We start from the raw sequence: 19,084 nt of genomic DNA, 5'->3' as shown, positions 1-19,084 counted from the left end.
TTTGTTTTTTTAAGAATATACTAATTTCCTAAATAGAACTTAAAATCAAAATTCTATAAGGTTTAGTGTCTTACAAATCATTAAATTTGCAACTTATTCAAAGCTATGTTAGATAAAGAAGTTATAAATTTTGAGAGAACTGCCATCGTAGGTATTGTGACTCAAAATCAAAGTGAAGAAAAACTTAACGAATATTTAGACGAATTAGAGTTTTTGACTTTTACCGCTGGTGGTGAAGTGATTAAGCGCTTTTCGCAAAAAATGGAACGCCCGAATCCTAAAACTTTTATGGGAACGGGAAAAATTGAGGAGATCAATCTTTTTGTAAAAGAAAACGATATATCAACATTAATTTTTGATGATGAATTATCGCCTTCTCAACAAAAAAATATCTCTAAAATTATTGATTGTAAAATCTTAGACAGAACGAATTTGATTCTGGATATCTTTGCGCAAAGAGCTGAAAGTTCGTATGCAAGAACACAGGTTGAATTAGCACAATGTATCTATTTATTACCAAGACTTTCTGGTTTATGGACACACCTTGAACGCCAAAAAGGTGGTATTGGTATGCGTGGTCCTGGAGAAACAGAGATCGAAACAGACAGACGTATTGTTCGTGACCGAATTTCGTTGTTGAAAGATAAAATCAAAACGATTGATAAGCAAATGGGAGTACAGCGCAGCAATCGCGGCGCGATGGTTCGTGTAGCGTTGGTTGGATATACGAATGTTGGAAAATCGACTTTGATGAATGCTATTGGTAAAAGTGATGTTTTTGTTGAGAATAAATTATTCGCAACTTTAGATACAACAGTTCGAAAAGTAGTAATTAAAAACTTGCCATTTTTACTTTCTGATACAGTAGGTTTTATTAGAAAATTGCCAACTCAATTGGTTGATTCTTTTAAAAGTACACTTGATGAGGTTCGTGAAGCCGATTTGCTATTGCATATTGTTGATATTTCGCATCCAGATTTTGAAGATCATATTGAATCTGTAAATCAGACTTTGCAGGACATTAAAGCGCATGAAAAGCCAGTAATCATGGTTTTCAATAAGATTGATGCCTACAAACATTTGACGATTGATGAAGATGATTTAATGACTGAAAAAACACCTAGATATTATACGCTTGACGAGTGGAAAGCAACTTGGATGCATCGTTTAGGTGAAGACAATGCTTTGTTTATTTCGGCTACAAATAAAGAAAATTTTGAGGAATTTAGAGAAAGAGTTTATGAGGCTGTTCGTCAGATTCATATTACTCGATTCCCATATAATAAATTCTTGTATCCAGATTATAAAGATGCAATCGAGAAAGAGGATGAACAAGATGAAGAATAAAAATAAATTTTACGCAAAGAGCGCTAAATTATATTAAATTATTTTTATAAAGCACAAAGTTCGCAAAAGCTATATATAGATTTAGCTTTGCGAACTTTTTTTTTATTCAAAAGCCTATTTTATAAAAATATTAGCTCTTTGCGGTAAAATATAAGCGGTTTTCAGTTTCTAATTAAAATCCGAAGTTAACTCCTAAACCAAAAACTTCTCTGGTTTGTAAACCTTGAAATGCATTGTCGTCGTAAATTGCCTGAAATGATAAGTTCGCAGATAAAAACTTGTTTACTTTCATTATAATATTCAGCGAGTAGTTGATATCGACGTTTTGAGGATCTTCAAGATAATTAGAATAAAGATTTAAGGTATTTTCAGCCGTTACATTGGTCATAATTGCCAATTTGTAATAAACGGACGCATAAAAACCTAATTCGTAACGCATGCTTTTATTGGCATCTACGCCAAAATAATCGCCATCTACATAAGGCAAACCAGTAAATCTATCGATTCCGGTGGTATAAGCGCTGTCTACAAAAGTGAATTTTGACGTTAGAGGTGCAAAATTTATTTTAAGATTGTCATCTTTTGTCCAAAAAATACCAGGACCAGTGGTAAGATATCCGGGAGACATAAATTTAGTTTGTTCTGTCCTGATTTCTTTTCCGTTTACATCTTGACCATAAATATATCCGGTAGAAAACTGCGTTCTGAAATTTACAAAATAAGAGTAATACCATTGACCAAAAGCCTTTTTTCCATAAATTGAATTAAATTCAAGACGGTCATCTGTCTTTTTTCCGAAGTCTGAGTTTTTAGTTTGTAAAAGACCATAAGATGCTAAAAGTTTGTTGTCCCAAGTTACATCGTCTTTTTTATAATTGAAATCGTAGTTGATTCCCAGCGTTCCTGAAAAGCTGTCTTCACCTCCGGCAATCCAATTATTAAAGCTGGACTGATTTAATAAAAGAGAAACAGTCCCTTTAGTTTTCCAGCCTTCGCCTTCTATAGTATCGTTGATTTTTTTAACTGCTTTTTCAGTATTTTGAATTAATTCCTTTTCGGTATTTTGGGCCTGAACAAAAGTAAAGTTCGCTAAAATGAAGAGTAATAACGCTATCTTTCTCATGGTTGTTTAGTTTAAGTGTATTAACAAATATACTAAAAACCGTGAAAACGTTCAGGGATTATTGTCACGAAAAGAAAGTTATTTCTTAGATTCTTTATACAGGGGTACTGCAGAACAAGCTTCGCCGTACATTATACTTCTTGCAAAAGGCTGCAAGTAAGTTGTTGCCAAAATGTAAGCACGCATCGGAACTGGTTTTTTAGAGCAGCCTTTTACAATTACAGGTTTGTTTTTGTATGCACTGTAATCGATCTTAGTCAGAATTTCTTCATATAAGCTAGAATCCAGATCTTCAATATTTCCGTTGACTACTTTTTTAGCATAAGGAGCCAAATGAACACTAACTAAAATTAGTGCCCATGCCGGAACAATAGCATCTGTACTGCAGTGTACAGCGACATACTGATCTTGGTATTGTGACCAATCGTGGTTTTTGAGATGTTCTCTAAAGTCTTTTTCTCTCAATAAAAAACCTTCCAAAAGCCATTGCGAAATGTCAATCTGCACGCGCGGGCCTTTCGGATAATAATCTTCAAGATCAAAAACTTCTAAAGCGCTGTTGGCTACTTTATTGATGATTTCTTCCATATGAAAAGTTAGTTTCAAGTTTGAGGTTTCAAGTTTCAAGTTGAGCAACCTAAAACTTTAAACCCTGAAACCTGAAACAAATATTTTTAAAGCATTCCTAATTCTAATTTTGCTTCTTCGCTCATTAAATCTTTGCTCCAAGGCGGATCGAAAGTAATTTCTACATCAACATCTTTAATGTTTTCGATTGTTTTTACTTTTTCTTCCACTTCTCTTGGCAAACTTTCTGCAACTGGGCAGTTTGGAGATGTTAGTGTCATCAGGATTTTTACTTCGTAATCTGTGTTTACCATTACGTCATAAATTAATCCTAATTCATAAATATCTACAGGAATCTCTGGATCGTAAATTCCTTTTAAAACTTTTACGATTGATTCTCCTAATTCGTTTGTGTCTATTTCTTGTTCCATTGTTATTGTTTTTTTACCACTAAGTGTTTTGTTTTTTACCATTAATATATAAAGTGAATTAAGTTTTCATGCTTGCTTTATTAAGCTTAATTTAATTACTTAATGGTTCAAAATTAAAAACATTACTGTTTAAATATTTTTATTTGTTTTTTGCATCAAAAGCCAAAGCGTACATTTTGATATTTTTTATCATCGATACCAAGCCGTTTGCGCGGGTTGCCGATAAGTGTTCTTTTAAACCAATATCATCAATAAATTGAGTATCGGCATTTATAATATCTTCTGCTTTTTGATTAGAAAAAGCACGAATTAAAATCGCAATTATTCCTTTTGTCAAAATCGCATCACTATCTGCTGTAAAGACAATTTTATCGTCTTTTTGTTCGCCCTGAAGCCAAACTTTAGATTGACATCCCTTAATTAAATTCTCGTCAGTTTTATATTCTTCTTTAATTAACGGAAGCGTTTTTCCTAACTCGATGATGTATTCATAACGCTGCATCCAATCATCGAACATCGAAAATTCGTCTATTATTTCGTTTTGTATTTCTTTTATTGTCATAATTATTCTTTAGCAAAATCGACTAACAAATTTACCAATTTCTCTATTTCCTTTGGAGGGAAACCATTGTCGAAACCTTTAGTCTGATATGTTTTTTGATTGTGTGTTATGGTTAAATTTCCAATTGCGGCACCATCATAAAATCGTTTTTCTGTAGGTGCTTTTAAAGTTGGAACAGTGTCTAAATTTATCTTTGAAAATGCCTCTGCAATCTGATTCCACTTTGCATCGTCAATTTTCGTTTCTACTGCTTCTGTATTTCTGCCATTTGTAACTGAAACAGTTTTGTCATGAACAAGTATCTTTTTAAAGAGTCCTCTTGAAACTGCAGTGTATTCGATTTGTGTTGCTGTCATATCTGCGGTTTTTTGACTTGAACAGCTCGTTCCGATAATAATCGTTAAGAGCAATAAAGATACTATTTTCATAAAAGTTTTTTTAGCTTAACATTGTTTGTGCTTTTTTCACAGCTTCGACCATTGTATCAATTTCTTCTTTTGTGTTGTAAAAAGAAAATGAAGCACGGATAGTTCCCGGAATGCAGAAGAAATTCATAATAGGTTGCGCGCAATGATGTCCGGTTCTAACGGCAATTCCTAATTTATCAATAATTGAACCGATATCATACGGGTGAATTCCATCAATATTGAATGAAACTACAGAAGCTTTTTTCCCAGTTCCGTAAATTTTTAAACCTTCGATTTCCAGCAAACGTTTTGTAGCATGTTCCAAAAGTTCATTTTCGTACTGCTGAATGTTTTCAAATCCAATATTGTTAAGATAATCAATAGCAGTTCCTAAAACAATTCCGCCAGCGATATTTGGAGTCCCCGCTTCAAATTTATGTGGAAGATCTGCGTAAGTTGTTTTCTCGAAAGTAACTTCTTTAATCATTTCGCCTCCGCCTTGATAAGGTGGAAGTTTGTTTAACCATTCTTCTTTTCCGTATAAAATTCCAGTTCCGGTAGGACCGCACATTTTATGTCCTGAAAAAGCATAAAAGTCACAATCTAAATCCTGAACATCTGGTTTTAAATGCGGAACAGCCTGAGCGCCATCAATTAAAACGGCAGCACCAACCGTGTGAGCTTTGTCAATAATATATTTAATCGGATTGATGATTCCGAGAGCATTGGAAATATGATTTACAGTTACAACTTTAGTTTTTTCTGATAGTAAACCATCAAAAGCTTCTAAAATTAATTCTCCGTTTTCGTTTATCGGAATAACTTTTAAAACTGCTCCTGTTTTTTCGCATAACATTTGCCAAGGCACTATATTACTATGATGTTCTAATGAGGAAACAAGTACTTCATCGCCTTGTTTTAAGATAGAAGCAAAACCGTTGGCTACTAAATTGATTCCGAATGTTGTTCCAGAAGTAAAAAGTACTTCGTGCGCGAATTTTGCATTTATGTGTTCTTTTACTTTTCCACGAGAAACCTCATAAGCATCAGTCGCTAACTGGCTTAAAGTGTGAACGCCACGATGAATATTGGCATTGATTTCCTGATAATATTTTACTTCAGCATCAATTACAACTTGTGGTTTTTGCGAAGTAGCACCGTTATCGAAATATACTAATGGTTTTCCGTTTACAGTTTGTGAAAGTATCGGAAAATCAGCTCTTATTTTTTGAATATCTAGCATGTCTTATTTAGAAAAAATCTATTTACAAAAGTACTAAAACTAAATTGGTTTACCCATGAAAACTATAATTTCCTTTTATAGCGCCATTAGTGAGAGGCCTAAATAGCAATTCCGTAAAATTTATTTCTATTTTATAAATTATCCCAATTAGAAATCTAAATTGAGTTCTAAAAACGTGATCATAAATTAATTATATTGCAATAAAAATACCTGTAAACATTATGAAAAAATTTCTCAAAGTAGTTGCACTTGCTTTAATTCTTGCCTTTTTATATTTCGGATTTACAACGTATCCAAAACTCGATTTAATTTCGGGTTTCTCTGCAAAAAGCATTGCATCAGGACATTTTATAGATAATCGTTCGAAAGAATTAATTGAAAAAACCGACAATGATATCGATATGATTGATTTGGCAACGAATGCAATTGATGATGCGGGAAAATTTGCAACTTCAAATTTTTACGGGTTAAAAGGAAGAAAAGCGATTTACAGAGAAGGTTTAGGAGCAGTTTTAATTAATGACGATTTTGATGTTTCAAAACCTTATTTACTTCCAAAGAGAACCAAATTGGTTAATAATCTTCCTTTTCCTTATGGGAATAATGAACCAAAAGATACTGTGTTTGCGAATGTAGATTACTCTAAATTAAAAAAAGCTGTCGATAATGTCTTTGATAAATCTAGCGGAGGAACAAAAAGAACCCGTGCCGTTGTAGTTTTATATAAAGACAAATTAATAGCTGAGAAATACGATACAGGATTTAATAAAGACAGTAAAATTTTAGGCTGGTCGATGACGAAAAGCATTACAAGTTCTGCTTTTGGAGTTTTAGCCAAACAAGGTAAAATCGACATTTATAAACCTGCTCCAGTTGCCGAGTGGAAAAATGACGAACGCAAAAATATTACGCTTAACGATTTGCTTCACATGAATTCTGGTTTAGAATGGGAAGAGAATTACAGTACAATCTGCGATGCGACAAAAATGCTTTTTGAAGCTGAAGATATGGGAAAAGTACAAATGGATAAACCGGCACAATTTAAACCCAATACACATTGGAATTATTCTTCTGGAACGACAAATCTATTATCTAGAATTCTGAGATCTCAGTTTAAAACACAGCAAGAATATCTAGATTTTTGGTACAGTGCCGTAATCGACAAAATTGGAATGAACTCGATGATTGTAGAGCAGGATATGAGCGGAACTTTCGTAGGTTCATCATATGGATGGGCAACCCCGCGCGATTGGTCAAAATTTGGATTGTTATATCTACATAAAGGAAACTGGAATGGAGAGCAAATCCTTGACGAAAGCTGGGTAAAATACACCGCAACACCAACCAATACTTCTGAGGGTAAATACGGAGCCCAATTTTGGTTAAACGCAGGCGGGAAATTCCCAGATGTTCCTCGTGATATGTTTTATTGCAGCGGATATCAAGGTCAAATGGTGGCAATTATTCCGTCTCTGGATATGGTAATTGTGAGAATGGGAGTAAGAGAAGGTGATAAAAGTTTTGACTTTAATGGGTTTTTGAAGGAGGTAATTGATAGTGTGAAGAAATAATGTAAAATGAAAAGAAGTAATGTTTTGTTTCCAGTTTTCATTGTGATAATTGGTTGGTTTATTGGAGGCTTTGGTTTTACTACAAAGCTTGGACATCCAATAAGTACTATTTGTTTTTATTTGGGATTAGGATTAATCTTTTTAGGATTTATATTGTTTATTTTAAGAGTAAAAAATAACTAAAGTTTTACCGTAAAGCAAAAGGTAAAAAGCGCAAAGTTCGCAAAGTTTTGTAATAAACCTTTGCGAACTTTGCGTAAACTTTGTGTCTTTGCGGTAAAACTAAAACTACAAATCAAACCCTAAATTCACGCCCAATTTCATGGCAATGATTTTAGTAATTCTTTGTTTTAATTCCGGTATTTTGATGCTTTCGATAACGGCATTTGAGAATGCGTACATCAATAAAGCTTTAGCTTCTTTTTTCGGGATTCCGCGAGACTGCATGTAGAACATTGCTGTTTCATCCAACTGTCCAACTGTACAACCGTGAGAACATTTTACGTCATCTGCAAAAATCTCTAATTGTGGTTTTGCATTGATAGTTGCTTTATCGCTCAATAAAATATTGTTGCTTTTTTGGAAAGCATTTGTTTTTTGAGCTTCTTTTTCTACCAAAACTTTTCCGTTGAAAACTCCAGTCGAACGATCAGAGAAAATTCCCTTATAATCCTGGAAACTTTCGCAATTTGGTGTCGCGTGGTTTACCAAAGTATAATGATCAACGTGTTGTTTTTCGCCAATAATAGTGATTCCGTTTAAGGTGCTTGTCAATCTTTCTCCAAAATGATAAAAGTTCAAATTGTTACGCGTTAGATTTCCTCCAAACGAGAATGTATGTACGTAAACGTGACTTTCTTGTTGTTGCGAAACATAAGTGTTGTCAATTAAATTCGCTTCAAGATTGTCGTTTTGAATTTTGTAGTGATCTACAATTGCACGTTTTTGAGCAAAAATCTCTGTAACCGAATTGGTCAAAACAGGGTTTTCATTCAAACTTTGGTGACGCTCGATAATTTGAACATGTGAATTCTCTCCAACAATAATCAAATTTCTTGGCTGAACCATTAATGCGGCTTCATTTCCTGTTGAGAAATACATGATCTCGATAGGTTTGTCAGCAACTTTCTTTTTCGGAATATTGATAAATGCTCCTTCAGATGCAAAAGCAGTATTTAACGAAGTTAAACTTTCGTCTTTGCTTGCAATTTGATTGAAGTAGGTATCAATAACCATTTTATATTTTGGTTTGGTCAATGCCGATGACATTAAACAAACATCGATTCCGTCGTGAGTTGTAGAAGACAAATGCGAACTAAAAACCCCATCAATAAATACTAATTTATAAGTATCAATTTCGTGTAAAAAATATTTTTTTACCTGATTAAATTCGATTGCATTTTCTTCTTTTGGAAAAACCGTAAAGTCATTTTTTAAGATGGCGTTTAGCGATGTATATTTCCAAGCTTCTTCTTTTTTGGTTGGGAAACCTTTATTTTCGAAGTTTTTTAAAGCATTTGTGCGTATGTCATGTAAATCTGAATGTACATCGACACGCTCTTCAAAAGCCATAAAAGACGATACTAATTTTTCTTTTAAATCCATTGTTCTTTTGTTTCCTTCGGTGTTTCAGGTTTCAAGTTTCAGGTTGCCTATTGAAACTTATTCCCCTTGAAATCTTTTTTATTTAGGTAAGTGATAAAGTTTTTTATTTTACCGCTTAAATTTTCATAATCCTTTTTTAAAGCTTCGAATTTTTCTTCTGAAATATACTCAAAATCAAAAACCCGATATAATTGAGATCTTGTTTCTCCGGCCGAACCTTTTGCAATTGATAAAAATTGTCGAAATTCTAAATTTCCATCTCTTTCAAATCCTTCAGCAATATTATCCATTACTGAGCCAGAAGAACTTTTGATTTGATTTTTAAATCTGAGATCAGATCTTAGCTCTGTTTCAACAGAAATAAAATGTATTTCTTTTGCTAATCGTCGAGCCTCTTTCCAAATTTCTAAATCCTCAAATCTATTAATTGTTGCCATTTCTGCTTTTGTTATTTTAAGTTAAAACTTACAAATATAGTTTGTAACTTGAAACTAAAAAAACATGAAACCTGAAACAAAAATCTAGTTCTCTGCCTTAATCCAGTCGTATCCTTTTTCTTCCAATTCGTAAGCTAATTCTTTTCCGCCAGATTTTACGATTCTTCCGTTGTAAAGAACGTGAACGAAATCCGGAACGATATAATCTAACAAACGTTGGTAGTGCGTGATAACGATAATTGCGTTTTTGTCGCTTTTTAATTTGTTAACTCCGTTAGCTACAATTCTCAAAGCATCGATATCAAGACCAGAATCGGTTTCGTCAAGGATGGCTAATTTTGGCTCTAACATTGCCATTTGAAAAATTTCGTTTCTTTTTTTCTCTCCTCCAGAAAAACCTTCGTTTAAGGAACGAGATAAAAATTTACGGTCGATTTCTAATAATTCAGATTTCTCACGAATAACTTTCAACATTTCGTTTGCCGGCATTTCTTCCTGACCGTTTGCTTTGCGAGTTTCGTTGATAGCAGTTTTCATAAAGTTAGTTACACTAACTCCAGGAATTTCTACAGGATATTGAAAAGAAAGGAAAACTCCTTTGTGAGCTCTTTCTTCAGGAGCTAAATCAGCAAGATCTTCTCCGTCAAGAATTACCTCTCCGTCTGTAACTTCATAATTTTCGTTTCCGGCAATTACAGCCGAAAGTGTACTTTTTCCAGAACCGTTTGGTCCCATGATAGCGTGTACTTCGCCAGCTTTAACTTCTATATTAATTCCTTTCAGGATTTCTTTATCACCAATTGAGGCGTGAAGGTTTTTTATTGATAACATTGTTTTTTTTTATTTTATATAAATGTCAATTCTATTTTTGTTTGTTGGTTTAGGATGTTGGCATTAAAATGCGCGTGACCTAAATATTCCATACCTAAATAATCGGCTGTTTTTTTGAACGGGATATAAAAGCTTTCTTCGATTTCATTATCGTGCGAATTTGATATCACACCAATTTTCTTTCCTCTAAGTTTTCTTCCAGTCTCTTTTTCAATTCGGATTAAATCTGAAAAACGATCAAAAAAGACCTTCAATATTCCACTCATGTTATACCAATATACAGGCGTTGCAAAAATTAAAGTGTCGTAATTTTCGATAATTCCTTTTATCAAAGGGAAAAAATCGTCTTCTCTGTTTTTGCTTTCGTAATCGTAATAAGAAATATTAAAATCGCTTAAATTAATTACTTCTATTCCGTGTTCTTTAGAAATCTCATCAACAATTTTTGTTGTGTTTCCGTTTTTTCTTGAAGAACCTAAAATGATTACTTTTCTATTTTCCATTAATACTTATTCGTAATGTCCTTTTAATGAAAATGATTATTTCCGCAAATTGTCTATATCTTCAATATTCATTTTTATACCTCTGCCTTCCTTTATATCTTTTTGTCCTTGTAAAATCTCTTTCACAAATTCGGGATTATATGGCTTTTCTTGCACTTCAATCTCAAAATCAAGACGTTTTGCTAATGCTTTTAGAAGAGGCAAATCTTTTTTCTTTACATTTTTCAGCATTAAATCCATATTTTCTTTTTTAGTTTAAAATTTTCTTTTTTGTTTAAGTCAACAAATTGAAACTTTAAACTTGAAACAAATTTTTACCCAACAGATCCTTCCAAAGAAATCTCTAATAATTTTTGAGCTTCAACAGCAAATTCCATTGGTAATTTGTTCAATACATCTTTACTGAAACCGTTTACAATTAAGGCAATCGCTTTTTCAGTCGGAATACCTCTTTGGTTGCAATAAAAAACCTGATCTTCTCCAATTTTACTTGTAGTTGCTTCGTGTTCTATTTTAGCCGATGGATTTTTACTTTCGATATAAGGAAAAGTATGCGCTCCACAATTGTTTCCCATTAAAAGAGAATCACATTGCGAAAAGTTTCTTGCGTTTTCAGCTCTAGGGCTAATTTGCACTAATCCACGGTAACTGTTTTGTGATTTACCAGCCGAAATACCTTTAGAAATAATAGTCGATTTAGTGTTTTTTCCTAAATGGATCATTTTAGTTCCCGTATCTGCTTGTTGGTAATTATTGGTAACGGCAATTGAATAAAATTCTCCTACCGAATTATCTCCTTTAAGTACACAAGAAGGATATTTCCACGTAACTGCAGAACCAGTTTCTACTTGTGTCCATGAAATTTTAGCGTTTGTTTCGCATAAACCTCTTTTGGTTACGAAGTTATAAACTCCACCTTTCCCTTCTTTGTTTCCAGGAAACCAGTTTTGAACGGTAGAATATTTAATTTCAGCATCGTCTAGAGCGATTAATTCAACTACAGCAGCGTGCAATTGGTTTTCGTCACGGCTTGGAGCTGTACATCCTTCAAGATATGAAACATAACTTCCTTCATCTGCAATAACAAGAGTTCTTTCGAATTGTCCTGTTCCTGCCTGATTGATTCTGAAATAAGTAGAAAGTTCCATTGGACAACGAACGCCTTTTGGAATATAACAGAAACTTCCGTCAGAGAAAACAGCTGAGTTTAATGCTGCATAAAAGTTATCTTTTTGAGGTACAACAGTTCCTAAATATTTACGAACTAATTCTGGATGTTCTTTGATTGCTTCAGAAATCGGACAGAAAATAATTCCTTTTTCTCCCAACGTTTTCTTGAAAGTTGTAGCAACAGAAACAGAATCGACCACAATATCCATAGCGACATTGTTCATCATTTTTTGTTCATCTACAGAAATTCCAAGCTTTTTGTACATCTCTAAAAGTTCAGGATCTACATCGTCTAAAGTTTTGTTCGGATCAACTTGTTTTGGAGCTGAATAGTATGAAATTGCCTGAAAATCTGGCTTTTGATAATGAACATTTGCCCATTCTGGCTCGATCATTTCTTTCCATGCACGAAAAGCTTCTATACGCCAATCGGTCATCCATTCTGGTTCTCCTTTTTTAAGAGAAATAGCTCTTACAATTTCTTCGTTTAGACCAATAGGAAACGTCTCCGATTCAATATCGGTGTAAAATCCGTATTCGTATTCTTTAGTTTCGAGTTCGATTTTTAAATCGTCTTCTGTGTATTTGCTCATTTTTTTTTTATTGAAAGATTTAAAAATTGAAGGATTTAAATACAATCACTTCTGTAATTTTTAAATCTTTAAATTTTGCAATCATTTAATTATTTTAAAGAGAGAATGATTCTCCGCAACCACAAGTTCTGCTTGCATTTGGATTATTGAATACAAATCCTTTTCCGTTTAATCCGCCTGAGAATTCAAGAATTGTTCCGGCTAAATATAGGAATGATTTTTTTTCAACTGCAATTGTTATGTCGTTGTCTACAAATATTTTATCGTCGTCACCCTTGGTTTTATCAAATTTTAAATCATAAGACAAACCAGAGCATCCGCCACTTTTCACGCCCACACGTACGTAGTCGCTAGCGGCATCAAAACCATCATCATGCATCAAATCGATGATTTTCTTTTTGGCTGTATCAGAAACTTTTATCATTGTTTATGGTATTTGTTTTCATTCATTTTAATTCGCATATAAATAGTAATTAAAGGATTACAATTTTTAATGCTGTTACAATGTTCAAATGAAATTGTCTGCAAAGATACGACTTAAAAACCTTTTTCCATAACGGTTCACATTATTATAACAAATGTTAAAATAGATAGAAGTTATTTTGCTTCCAAGAAATTAGATTGTTTTCAATTTTTTGAAGAAAAATAAAATAAAAACTTACAAAATTGCTTTTCCGTTGTTGATAAATTAATAATAATGGCTTAAAAGGGTTAAAATACCGTATTTTTACCTGTTACAGATGATGAAATAAGGTTATTTTTGCAGAAAATTATGAGTAATTATGAAAAAACATTACAAAGATAGCTGGATCAAAGCGCTGTTTGCGGTAGTTTTTGTTTTTGGAATAGGTGCTACATACTTGATTTTTAGCAATGAACCAAAACAAATGATAGAACAGTCTGATGATGACAGACTGGAAATTATGGGATCAAATTATGAGTCAGTTGCTCAGGAGAATATATTAGATTCCTTAAATAACTTAAAGCTGGCTTATGACGTGGCTATTTTTGAAAAAACAGCACTTTCACAAGAATTAGAACTCCAAAAAAGGAATATCGAAAATTTGATGGAAATCATAAAAGCATCTAAAAATCCCTCCATTCAACAAATTAAAATTTATCGAAAGCAGCTTTCAGATTTAAAAACTTCATTGGATGAAAAAGTTGTAGAAATTAAAAAATTAAAGTCTCAAAATAAAAATCTGCTAACGGAAATTGAAACTCAAAATGTGGTCATGTACAAGCAAAAAGCTGAAAATGACACGTTAATTTCTAAACAGCAAAGATTAGAATCGACGCTAAAAGATGCTTCAAAATTATCTCTTAGTAATTTTAAAGCAATAGCGCTTCGCGAAAAAAGTTCCGGGAAAGAATTAGAAACAGAAAAGGCAAAAAACACAAAAAAACTAAAAATAAGTTTCTCTGTTAATGGAAATGCTGTAGCAAAAACCGGTAAGAGAGTATATTATGTACAGGTTCTAGATCAGAAAAACACAGTTTTGGGAGAAAATAAACTGATTGAATTTGATAATGATAAGGCTTTAGTTTATAGTTTTTTAGTAGCTCTTGATTTTCAGGGCAAAACTGCAAATGTATATGGCGTTTTAAATGCTGATGAAAGCCAGTTTAAAAAAGGAACTTATTTTGTCAATTTCTTCGACAAACAAGAAATAATGGGAAGCACTTCGATAACATTAGAATAACGGAATCCGAATTTTTAACTTGAAAATTGTAGCGTAAGGAAATTGGATTTCCTAGTTTTGTTTTCTTATTAGAAATATAGCTACATGAAACTTTACCCTATAGAATCTGGAAATTTTAAGTTAGATGGCGGCGCTATGTTTGGAGTTGTACCAAAAACAATCTGGAACAAAACAAATCCTGCCGACAGCAACAATTTAATAGACATTGCAGCGCGATGTTTGCTTATTGAAGATGAAAATCGTTTGATTTTGATTGACACTGGAATGGGCGATAAGCAATCAGAGAAATTTTTTGGCTACTACTCGCTTTGGGGATCGCATTCTATTGATAAATCTCTCGCAAAATATGGTTTTCACCGGGATGATATTACCGATGTTTTTATGACGCATCTGCATTTTGACCATTGTGGCGGAAGCGTAAAATGGAATTCCGATAAAACCGGATACGAGCCCGCTTTTAAAAATGCTAAATATTGGAGCAACGAAAAGCACTGGCAATGGGCTACGAAACCCAATCCGAGAGAAAAAGCTTCTTTTTTATCGGAGAATATTTTGCCAATGAAGGAAAGTGGACAATTGCATTTTGTTGAAAAACCTGATAGCGATTTCGGATTTTCAAAAGAATTAGGTTTCGGAATTTTTTATGCCGACGGTCATACCGAAAAACAAATGATTCCGCATATTCAATATAAGGATAAAACAATCGTTTTTTGTGCCGATTTGCTTGCTACTGCCGGCCATATTCCGTTGCCGTATGTTATGGGGTATGATACTCGACCACTTTTGACAATGCCCGAAAAAGCAAAATTGTTAAACAGTGCTGCTGATCTAAATTATTATTTATTTTTAGAGCATGATGCTCATAACCAAATCATCACTGTCGAACATACCGAGAAGGGCGTTCGATTAAAAGAAGTATTTTCTTGCGAAGCTATTTTTTAATACTTGTTAAAAAAACAAAAAAACCTCTCATTTTAATATAAAAAGTGAGAGGTTTTTTCTGATTTTAACACGAATTTGAATCACTTTTGGTGTATTTTCAGTGAGATTTTATTCGTTAATTTTATTGCTTTTTTTTAACACATATTTTTTTATAACCAGCTGATTAGAGAGGCTTTATATTTGTTAATATAAATTCAAAACTTCTTTCATTTACAGGGTTTTAATGTTGTTTTTTAAAATTTTTTTAGATAGGTTTGCAACTCAAAATTATTAATAATTAACCTATGAAAAAAATCATTATTTTTACCTTATTAATGTCTGTTTTTAGCTCCAAAGCTCAGAAAGTAGACCTTGATCGTTTTTATTTTGGTGTAAATTATCAAATTCTTCCAAAAGAATACGTTCCGTTCGAAAAAAGAACATTCTCATCAAGAGTAAAATTAGGCTCAGCTTTATACAGTTATGTAAATCCAGAAACTGCAAATGAAAAAGTTTATATAACAGGCTGGAAAAAAGTTGAATCGAATGGTACTGTTGATATCGAACTTAATTTAGAAGATTTTGTTGAAAGAGGTGTTTCAACCCAGACAAGAATTGAAGATGAGAAAAGAGATAAAGACGGCAAAGTTACAACACCTCGAAAAGTATATTATTATGTAGTTGCAACCTATGCGACTAGAGGTTATGCTAAAGTAAAAGGTCCCGTTACTGCGGTGCCAGTTTCAGATAAACAAATCGAAGCCGAAAAAGCAAAACAAGTTGCAGCTGCAAGCAACAGATTTTTGAAAAATGCAGTTGTGAAAAAAGATTCTACTGCATCAAACGAAGGTTTTAATGTTAGCTTCAATGGTGAACTAAAATACACTTCAAAAGAATCTTTAGATCCGTCATTGCCTTTGAAGGAGTTTAACATGAACAGAACTGCTATCAAAGATCAAACATTAAGAGATTTTGCTAATAATTCGTTGTCTGCTTTCGGTAATAATATTGATAGAGTTTATGGTTTTAAACCTAAAAGCGATAACGAAATTCTATGGATTTTGGATGCCAAAAGTGATGAAGGAAAAACTCAAATTGAGGCAATTCAGGCAGTTAAAGCTTTATTTGCTACCATGAAAGCTGACGAGCCAATAGATGAATTAAAAACAAATATGCAACCTCTTATCGAGTATTTTGAGTCATTGAAAACAAAATATACTGAGGATAATAAACCTTCGCGTAAAATGAGATATTCAGCTTATTATAATTTAGCTGTTATTTACCTTATGTTAGATCAGCCGGAAAAAACTATTGCCGAATCTGAGAAATTAATCGCAAATGATTATGATAAAAGTGATGGAAAAGCATTGATAGAAAGAGCAAATAATTTAATTGCAAGCTTTAAGGCATCAAAATTGAATACGACACATAACCCAGCTTTAAAATAGAAATTCATGAAAAAAATTACAAAGATTATTTTACTTGTTGTACTAGCAGGAATGAATCAGACTGTCAGTGCTCAATCTACAGGTTGGTTTGGTAAAGCAGTAGTATCAAACTCGCTTAATTTACGTGGTCCTGTACCCCCAACAAACTTAGAATACGGAAAATATAAATCATACGAGATGATTCTGGATCTTGCACCTGGATTAGAAAACAGTATGAATAATAGAAAAATTCCTTATTCTGCAGAAAAATATTATGAAGCTTTTGCAATTTCTGGTTTGAAAAAACAAAAGGAAGGCGATTTTAAAGTAAAATACAATTTAACTCGTTTTGAACTTGTAAATGATGAGGATTATGTGCAAAATACATATCAAAAAGCTCCAGCATATTACATTGGTTTAGAGTCTAATCTTGAAATAACAGACAAAACAGGAAAAGTGATTTACAAAAGATATACTACTCCTAAGGTTTGTATGTATGTGATAAATCCGTCAGAGACTTATGATAATTTAACGTATAAAATATTGACTGACAATTTCTACAGCATGATTGAAGAATTTGAAGGTTTTTACTTGTACGGGCCAAAGATTACAAACATGAGATATTCTGATCTTGAAAAAAAGAAAAAATCAAAATCAACATTTAACATTGAAGAATACAATCAGTCGCTTCAGGTTATGCCAACTTTAGTTGATGTAGACAGAGAAAACTGGGCAGATTTATTTGGAGAAGCTCAAAAATTCTGGAAAGAGCTTGTGAATTTTCAAGATAAAGATGATGAAGATTTAGCCAAACAAATCAGATTCAGTGCCAACTATAATTTAGCGGCAACTTATATTCTTTTAGGAAATCCAGAGGAAGCTTCGAAGTATTTACCGGGAATAAAAGAGAATGAAAAAAGCTTTTTGGGTATTAGAAAAGATTTTCCATATATGACAAGTGTAGTTGAGGATATTGAAAAATACAAAAAACTTACTGAAAAAGCATTTACTATTGAGGCAATTCCTCAAGAACCAGTTTTACCTTCATACAAAAAAGCAGCAACAGCGTTTAGATATGCAGAATTTCCAGGTGAAGTTTTAGATACAGATTCTAAAGTTTGGAAAGGTAAAGTTAGAGTTATCAGTGATTATCCTGAGTTGGTAGATTTAAGAACACAAGAAACTGTATCGGGTTTAAGATCGATGATGGACGGAATTGGTTCTGAAAAAAGCAGTGTTTACATCTATATCGACGGACAGAAAAAACCGGAAAGAACAAACTTGAAAAAAGTAGTTAATATTAAAGATGAAGAAGGCAGAATCTACATTGTAGGTAAAACTGGAAGAGGAGTTCCTGCAATTTCATTTGGAGACAAGCCGGCAACAAGCTCAAAAAGATATTCAATGTTTGAAGAAGTTAAAAAAGGCGGAAAAGTTTCTTTATATCATGAGTTCTTCCCACAAGATGCGTATACTTTGAAAAAATCAATCGAGGATGAGTTCTTTTCTCCGCCAATTTTCCTTGGAAGAAGAAAAGCATTAAAAGAATATTTCTCTGATTGTCCTCAAATGATAGAAAGTATCGACAAGGGTGCTTATGACTTTGAAAACAAAGAAACGTATATCAAAATGTATGATGATTACAGTAAATTTTGTGGTAATTCATAATCTTGATTTCAAGTATAATTTAATAAAAGGGCTGTCTAACGACAGCCCTTTTATTGTAGATATAAGAATGTGAAATTGTGTTTTAAGCAAGTATTATTAAATAAAATTAAAGATTCGACTGTAATACATTCTTAAAGAAATTAGTTTCAATTGGAAATAAAAGTTGTTTTATTACACATTGGCTAATAATATATAGTGTCAAACCAGATGCAAAAAAAATCCCATTTTCATTGCGTTGAAAATGGGATTTAGTATTATATAGATTTTAAAATCAAATTTTAATTGGTTTTAAACTTCCAAACCTGGCCAATGGTTTCTCCGCCTTTATTGTCTTTTACAACAACTTTCCAGAAATATTGTTTCGTAGGTTCAACTGCAGTGGTAACATTAACTGCCGATATATTCTCACCAATTTTAACTGTTGGCGGATTAGCAGTTCCAAAATAAACATCATACGTCAAAACATCTCCAGTATCTACATCAGAAGCTGTCCAGCTTAAAGTGGCAGTCGAAGCAGTCAAAACACTATTTATAGCTGGCAATCCTAATGTTGGTAAAAATGGTAAATGATTTACCACTGCTGTTCCCGCTGTATAAAATTTGTACGTTGCAGTATAGGCACTTGCTAAGCCTTTAGCATCAGTAGCTTTTACTCTCCAATAATAAGATGTATTTTTCTCTAATGAAATATTAGTCGGATTTGATGTATTATCTAAAGTTGTGATGATTTGTGAAAATGCATTGTCTTTTGCAACTTGAATCTGATAAACAATAGCATCTTTTTCAGTATCCGTAGATTCATTCCATTGAAAAGAAACAACATTGTCTAAACACAATTTATTGTCAGCCGGAGCTGTTAAAACCGGAACAGATGGTGCTTTGTTTACAACTGGTGGAGTTACAGGATCATCTCCGCCACTGCCACAAGATGCAAATAACAAACCGATAATTGATAGGTATATAAAATTCTTCATT

Annotated in this window: 20 protein-coding genes; 6 read left to right on the top strand and 14 right to left on the bottom strand. The window is 32.9% G+C overall.

Annotation, left to right across the window (positions count from 1 at the left end; all coding sequences use genetic code 11):
* The first annotated feature begins 105 nt into the window (after positions 1 to 105).
* Positions 106 to 1,347 carry a GTPase HflX gene (gene hflX, locus IR010_RS07045; protein ID WP_194602761.1) on the top strand — a complete coding sequence of 414 codons (1,242 nt, stop codon included), beginning with the start codon at positions 106 to 108 and terminating at the stop codon, positions 1,345 to 1,347.
* Between the two features lie 172 nt (positions 1,348 to 1,519).
* Here the strand turns inward: hflX and IR010_RS07040 are convergent, their stop codons facing one another.
* The 6 genes from IR010_RS07040 to IR010_RS07015 form a co-directional block, all read right to left on the bottom strand.
* Positions 1,520 to 2,470: a DUF3078 domain-containing protein gene (locus IR010_RS07040; protein WP_029271504.1), complete on the bottom strand. Its 951-nt coding sequence runs from the start codon at positions 2,468 to 2,470 to the stop codon at positions 1,520 to 1,522.
* Positions 2,471 to 2,548: 78 nt separating this feature from the next.
* On the bottom strand, positions 2,549 to 3,058 hold the full coding sequence (locus tag IR010_RS07035) for a DUF2480 family protein (protein WP_194568291.1): 510 nt from the start codon (positions 3,056 to 3,058) through the stop codon (positions 2,549 to 2,551).
* A gap of 86 nt (positions 3,059 to 3,144) precedes the next feature.
* Positions 3,145 to 3,468 carry an SUF system Fe-S cluster assembly protein gene (locus IR010_RS07030; RefSeq protein WP_017494560.1) on the bottom strand — a complete coding sequence of 108 codons (324 nt, stop codon included), beginning with the start codon at positions 3,466 to 3,468 and terminating at the stop codon, positions 3,145 to 3,147.
* Positions 3,469 to 3,607: 139 nt separating this feature from the next.
* Positions 3,608 to 4,030, bottom strand: coding sequence for a SufE family protein (locus IR010_RS07025; RefSeq protein WP_194567769.1), 423 nt, complete (start codon positions 4,028 to 4,030; stop codon positions 3,608 to 3,610).
* Between the two features lie 2 nt (positions 4,031 to 4,032).
* Positions 4,033 to 4,458, bottom strand: coding sequence for a hypothetical protein (locus IR010_RS07020; RefSeq protein WP_194567771.1), 426 nt, complete (start codon positions 4,456 to 4,458; stop codon positions 4,033 to 4,035).
* A 10-nt stretch (positions 4,459 to 4,468) separates the two neighbouring features.
* Positions 4,469 to 5,680: an aminotransferase class V-fold PLP-dependent enzyme gene (locus IR010_RS07015; RefSeq protein WP_194602758.1), complete on the bottom strand. Its 1,212-nt coding sequence runs from the start codon at positions 5,678 to 5,680 to the stop codon at positions 4,469 to 4,471.
* Positions 5,681 to 5,901: 221 nt separating this feature from the next.
* On the opposite strand from IR010_RS07015, the gene IR010_RS07010 reads away from it, so the two are divergent.
* Entirely contained in the window at positions 5,902 to 7,251 is a 1,350-nt protein-coding gene (locus tag IR010_RS07010; RefSeq protein WP_194602755.1) for a serine hydrolase domain-containing protein, read from the top strand.
* A gap of 288 nt (positions 7,252 to 7,539) precedes the next feature.
* Here IR010_RS07010 and sufD read toward each other — a convergent pair whose 3' ends face one another.
* The 7 genes from sufD to IR010_RS06975 all read right to left on the bottom strand — a co-directional run bounded on the left by sufD (position 7,540) and on the right by IR010_RS06975 (position 12,814).
* Positions 7,540 to 8,856 (bottom strand): Fe-S cluster assembly protein SufD, encoded by a 1,317-nt coding sequence (sufD, locus tag IR010_RS07005; protein ID WP_029271510.1) that lies wholly within the window; start codon positions 8,854 to 8,856, stop codon positions 7,540 to 7,542.
* Positions 8,857 to 8,903: 47 nt separating this feature from the next.
* Positions 8,904 to 9,293, bottom strand: a complete 390-nt coding sequence (locus IR010_RS07000) for a four helix bundle protein (protein ID WP_194567777.1) — start codon at positions 9,291 to 9,293, stop codon at positions 8,904 to 8,906.
* 84 nt (positions 9,294 to 9,377) lie between these two features.
* Complete coding sequence (sufC, locus tag IR010_RS06995) at positions 9,378 to 10,124, bottom strand: Fe-S cluster assembly ATPase SufC (protein WP_029271512.1); 747 nt, start codon at positions 10,122 to 10,124, stop codon at positions 9,378 to 9,380.
* A 14-nt stretch (positions 10,125 to 10,138) separates the two neighbouring features.
* Complete coding sequence (locus tag IR010_RS06990) at positions 10,139 to 10,627, bottom strand: flavodoxin family protein (protein WP_029271513.1); 489 nt, start codon at positions 10,625 to 10,627, stop codon at positions 10,139 to 10,141.
* A 36-nt stretch (positions 10,628 to 10,663) separates the two neighbouring features.
* Positions 10,664 to 10,867: a DUF2683 family protein gene (locus IR010_RS06985; RefSeq protein ID WP_194602752.1), complete on the bottom strand. Its 204-nt coding sequence runs from the start codon at positions 10,865 to 10,867 to the stop codon at positions 10,664 to 10,666.
* A 74-nt stretch (positions 10,868 to 10,941) separates the two neighbouring features.
* A complete protein-coding gene (gene sufB, locus IR010_RS06980; protein WP_194602750.1) occupies positions 10,942 to 12,390 on the bottom strand; it encodes a Fe-S cluster assembly protein SufB in 1,449 nt (482 codons plus the stop codon).
* Positions 12,391 to 12,484: 94 nt separating this feature from the next.
* A complete protein-coding gene (locus IR010_RS06975) occupies positions 12,485 to 12,814 on the bottom strand; it encodes a HesB/IscA family protein (protein ID WP_029271517.1) in 330 nt (109 codons plus the stop codon).
* A 358-nt stretch (positions 12,815 to 13,172) separates the two neighbouring features.
* Between IR010_RS06975 and IR010_RS06970 the strand changes: the two genes are divergently transcribed.
* The 4 genes from IR010_RS06970 to IR010_RS06955 all read left to right on the top strand — a co-directional run bounded on the left by IR010_RS06970 (position 13,173) and on the right by IR010_RS06955 (position 18,109).
* Complete coding sequence (locus tag IR010_RS06970) at positions 13,173 to 14,093, top strand: hypothetical protein (RefSeq protein WP_194567779.1); 921 nt, start codon at positions 13,173 to 13,175, stop codon at positions 14,091 to 14,093.
* 84 nt (positions 14,094 to 14,177) lie between these two features.
* Positions 14,178 to 15,035 (top strand): MBL fold metallo-hydrolase, encoded by an 858-nt coding sequence (locus tag IR010_RS06965; protein ID WP_194602747.1) that lies wholly within the window; start codon positions 14,178 to 14,180, stop codon positions 15,033 to 15,035.
* A 284-nt stretch (positions 15,036 to 15,319) separates the two neighbouring features.
* Complete coding sequence (locus IR010_RS06960; protein WP_194602729.1) at positions 15,320 to 16,462, top strand: hypothetical protein; 1,143 nt, start codon at positions 15,320 to 15,322, stop codon at positions 16,460 to 16,462.
* Between the two features lie 6 nt (positions 16,463 to 16,468).
* Positions 16,469 to 18,109: a hypothetical protein gene (locus IR010_RS06955; protein WP_194602726.1), complete on the top strand. Its 1,641-nt coding sequence runs from the start codon at positions 16,469 to 16,471 to the stop codon at positions 18,107 to 18,109.
* 278 nt (positions 18,110 to 18,387) lie between these two features.
* Here the strand turns inward: IR010_RS06955 and IR010_RS06950 are convergent, their stop codons facing one another.
* Positions 18,388 to 19,083, bottom strand: a complete 696-nt coding sequence (locus IR010_RS06950) for a hypothetical protein (protein ID WP_194602725.1) — start codon at positions 19,081 to 19,083, stop codon at positions 18,388 to 18,390.
* Position 19,084: the final 1 nt, after the last annotated feature.

The organism is Flavobacterium sp. MR2016-29 (assembly GCF_015350695.1).
Taxonomy (GTDB): domain Bacteria; phylum Bacteroidota; class Bacteroidia; order Flavobacteriales; family Flavobacteriaceae; genus Flavobacterium.
Note: the sequence above shows the minus strand (reverse complement) of the source record. Positions and strands in the feature narration are given on the sequence as shown.

Coding starts and splice junctions, on each gene's coding strand:
- hflX (WP_194602761.1), top strand. CDS start 106: ATGTTAGATAAAGAAGTTATAAATTTTGAGAGAACTGCCATCGTAGGT.
- IR010_RS07040 (WP_029271504.1), bottom strand. CDS start 2,470: ATGAGAAAGATAGCGTTATTACTCTTCATTTTAGCGAACTTTACTTTT.
- IR010_RS07035 (WP_194568291.1), bottom strand. CDS start 3,058: ATGGAAGAAATCATCAATAAAGTAGCCAACAGCGCTTTAGAAGTTTTT.
- IR010_RS07030 (WP_017494560.1), bottom strand. CDS start 3,468: ATGGAACAAGAAATAGACACAAACGAATTAGGAGAATCAATCGTAAAA.
- IR010_RS07025 (WP_194567769.1), bottom strand. CDS start 4,030: ATGACAATAAAAGAAATACAAAACGAAATAATAGACGAATTTTCGATG.
- IR010_RS07020 (WP_194567771.1), bottom strand. CDS start 4,458: ATGAAAATAGTATCTTTATTGCTCTTAACGATTATTATCGGAACGAGC.
- IR010_RS07015 (WP_194602758.1), bottom strand. CDS start 5,680: ATGCTAGATATTCAAAAAATAAGAGCTGATTTTCCGATACTTTCACAA.
- IR010_RS07010 (WP_194602755.1), top strand. CDS start 5,902: ATGAAAAAATTTCTCAAAGTAGTTGCACTTGCTTTAATTCTTGCCTTT.
- sufD (WP_029271510.1), bottom strand. CDS start 8,856: ATGGATTTAAAAGAAAAATTAGTATCGTCTTTTATGGCTTTTGAAGAG.
- IR010_RS07000 (WP_194567777.1), bottom strand. CDS start 9,293: ATGGCAACAATTAATAGATTTGAGGATTTAGAAATTTGGAAAGAGGCT.
- sufC (WP_029271512.1), bottom strand. CDS start 10,124: ATGTTATCAATAAAAAACCTTCACGCCTCAATTGGTGATAAAGAAATC.
- IR010_RS06990 (WP_029271513.1), bottom strand. CDS start 10,627: ATGGAAAATAGAAAAGTAATCATTTTAGGTTCTTCAAGAAAAAACGGA.
- IR010_RS06985 (WP_194602752.1), bottom strand. CDS start 10,867: ATGGATTTAATGCTGAAAAATGTAAAGAAAAAAGATTTGCCTCTTCTA.
- sufB (WP_194602750.1), bottom strand. CDS start 12,390: ATGAGCAAATACACAGAAGACGATTTAAAAATCGAACTCGAAACTAAA.
- IR010_RS06975 (WP_029271517.1), bottom strand. CDS start 12,814: ATGATAAAAGTTTCTGATACAGCCAAAAAGAAAATCATCGATTTGATG.
- IR010_RS06970 (WP_194567779.1), top strand. CDS start 13,173: ATGAAAAAACATTACAAAGATAGCTGGATCAAAGCGCTGTTTGCGGTA.
- IR010_RS06965 (WP_194602747.1), top strand. CDS start 14,178: ATGAAACTTTACCCTATAGAATCTGGAAATTTTAAGTTAGATGGCGGC.
- IR010_RS06960 (WP_194602729.1), top strand. CDS start 15,320: ATGAAAAAAATCATTATTTTTACCTTATTAATGTCTGTTTTTAGCTCC.
- IR010_RS06955 (WP_194602726.1), top strand. CDS start 16,469: ATGAAAAAAATTACAAAGATTATTTTACTTGTTGTACTAGCAGGAATG.
- IR010_RS06950 (WP_194602725.1), bottom strand. CDS start 19,083: ATGAAGAATTTTATATACCTATCAATTATCGGTTTGTTATTTGCATCT.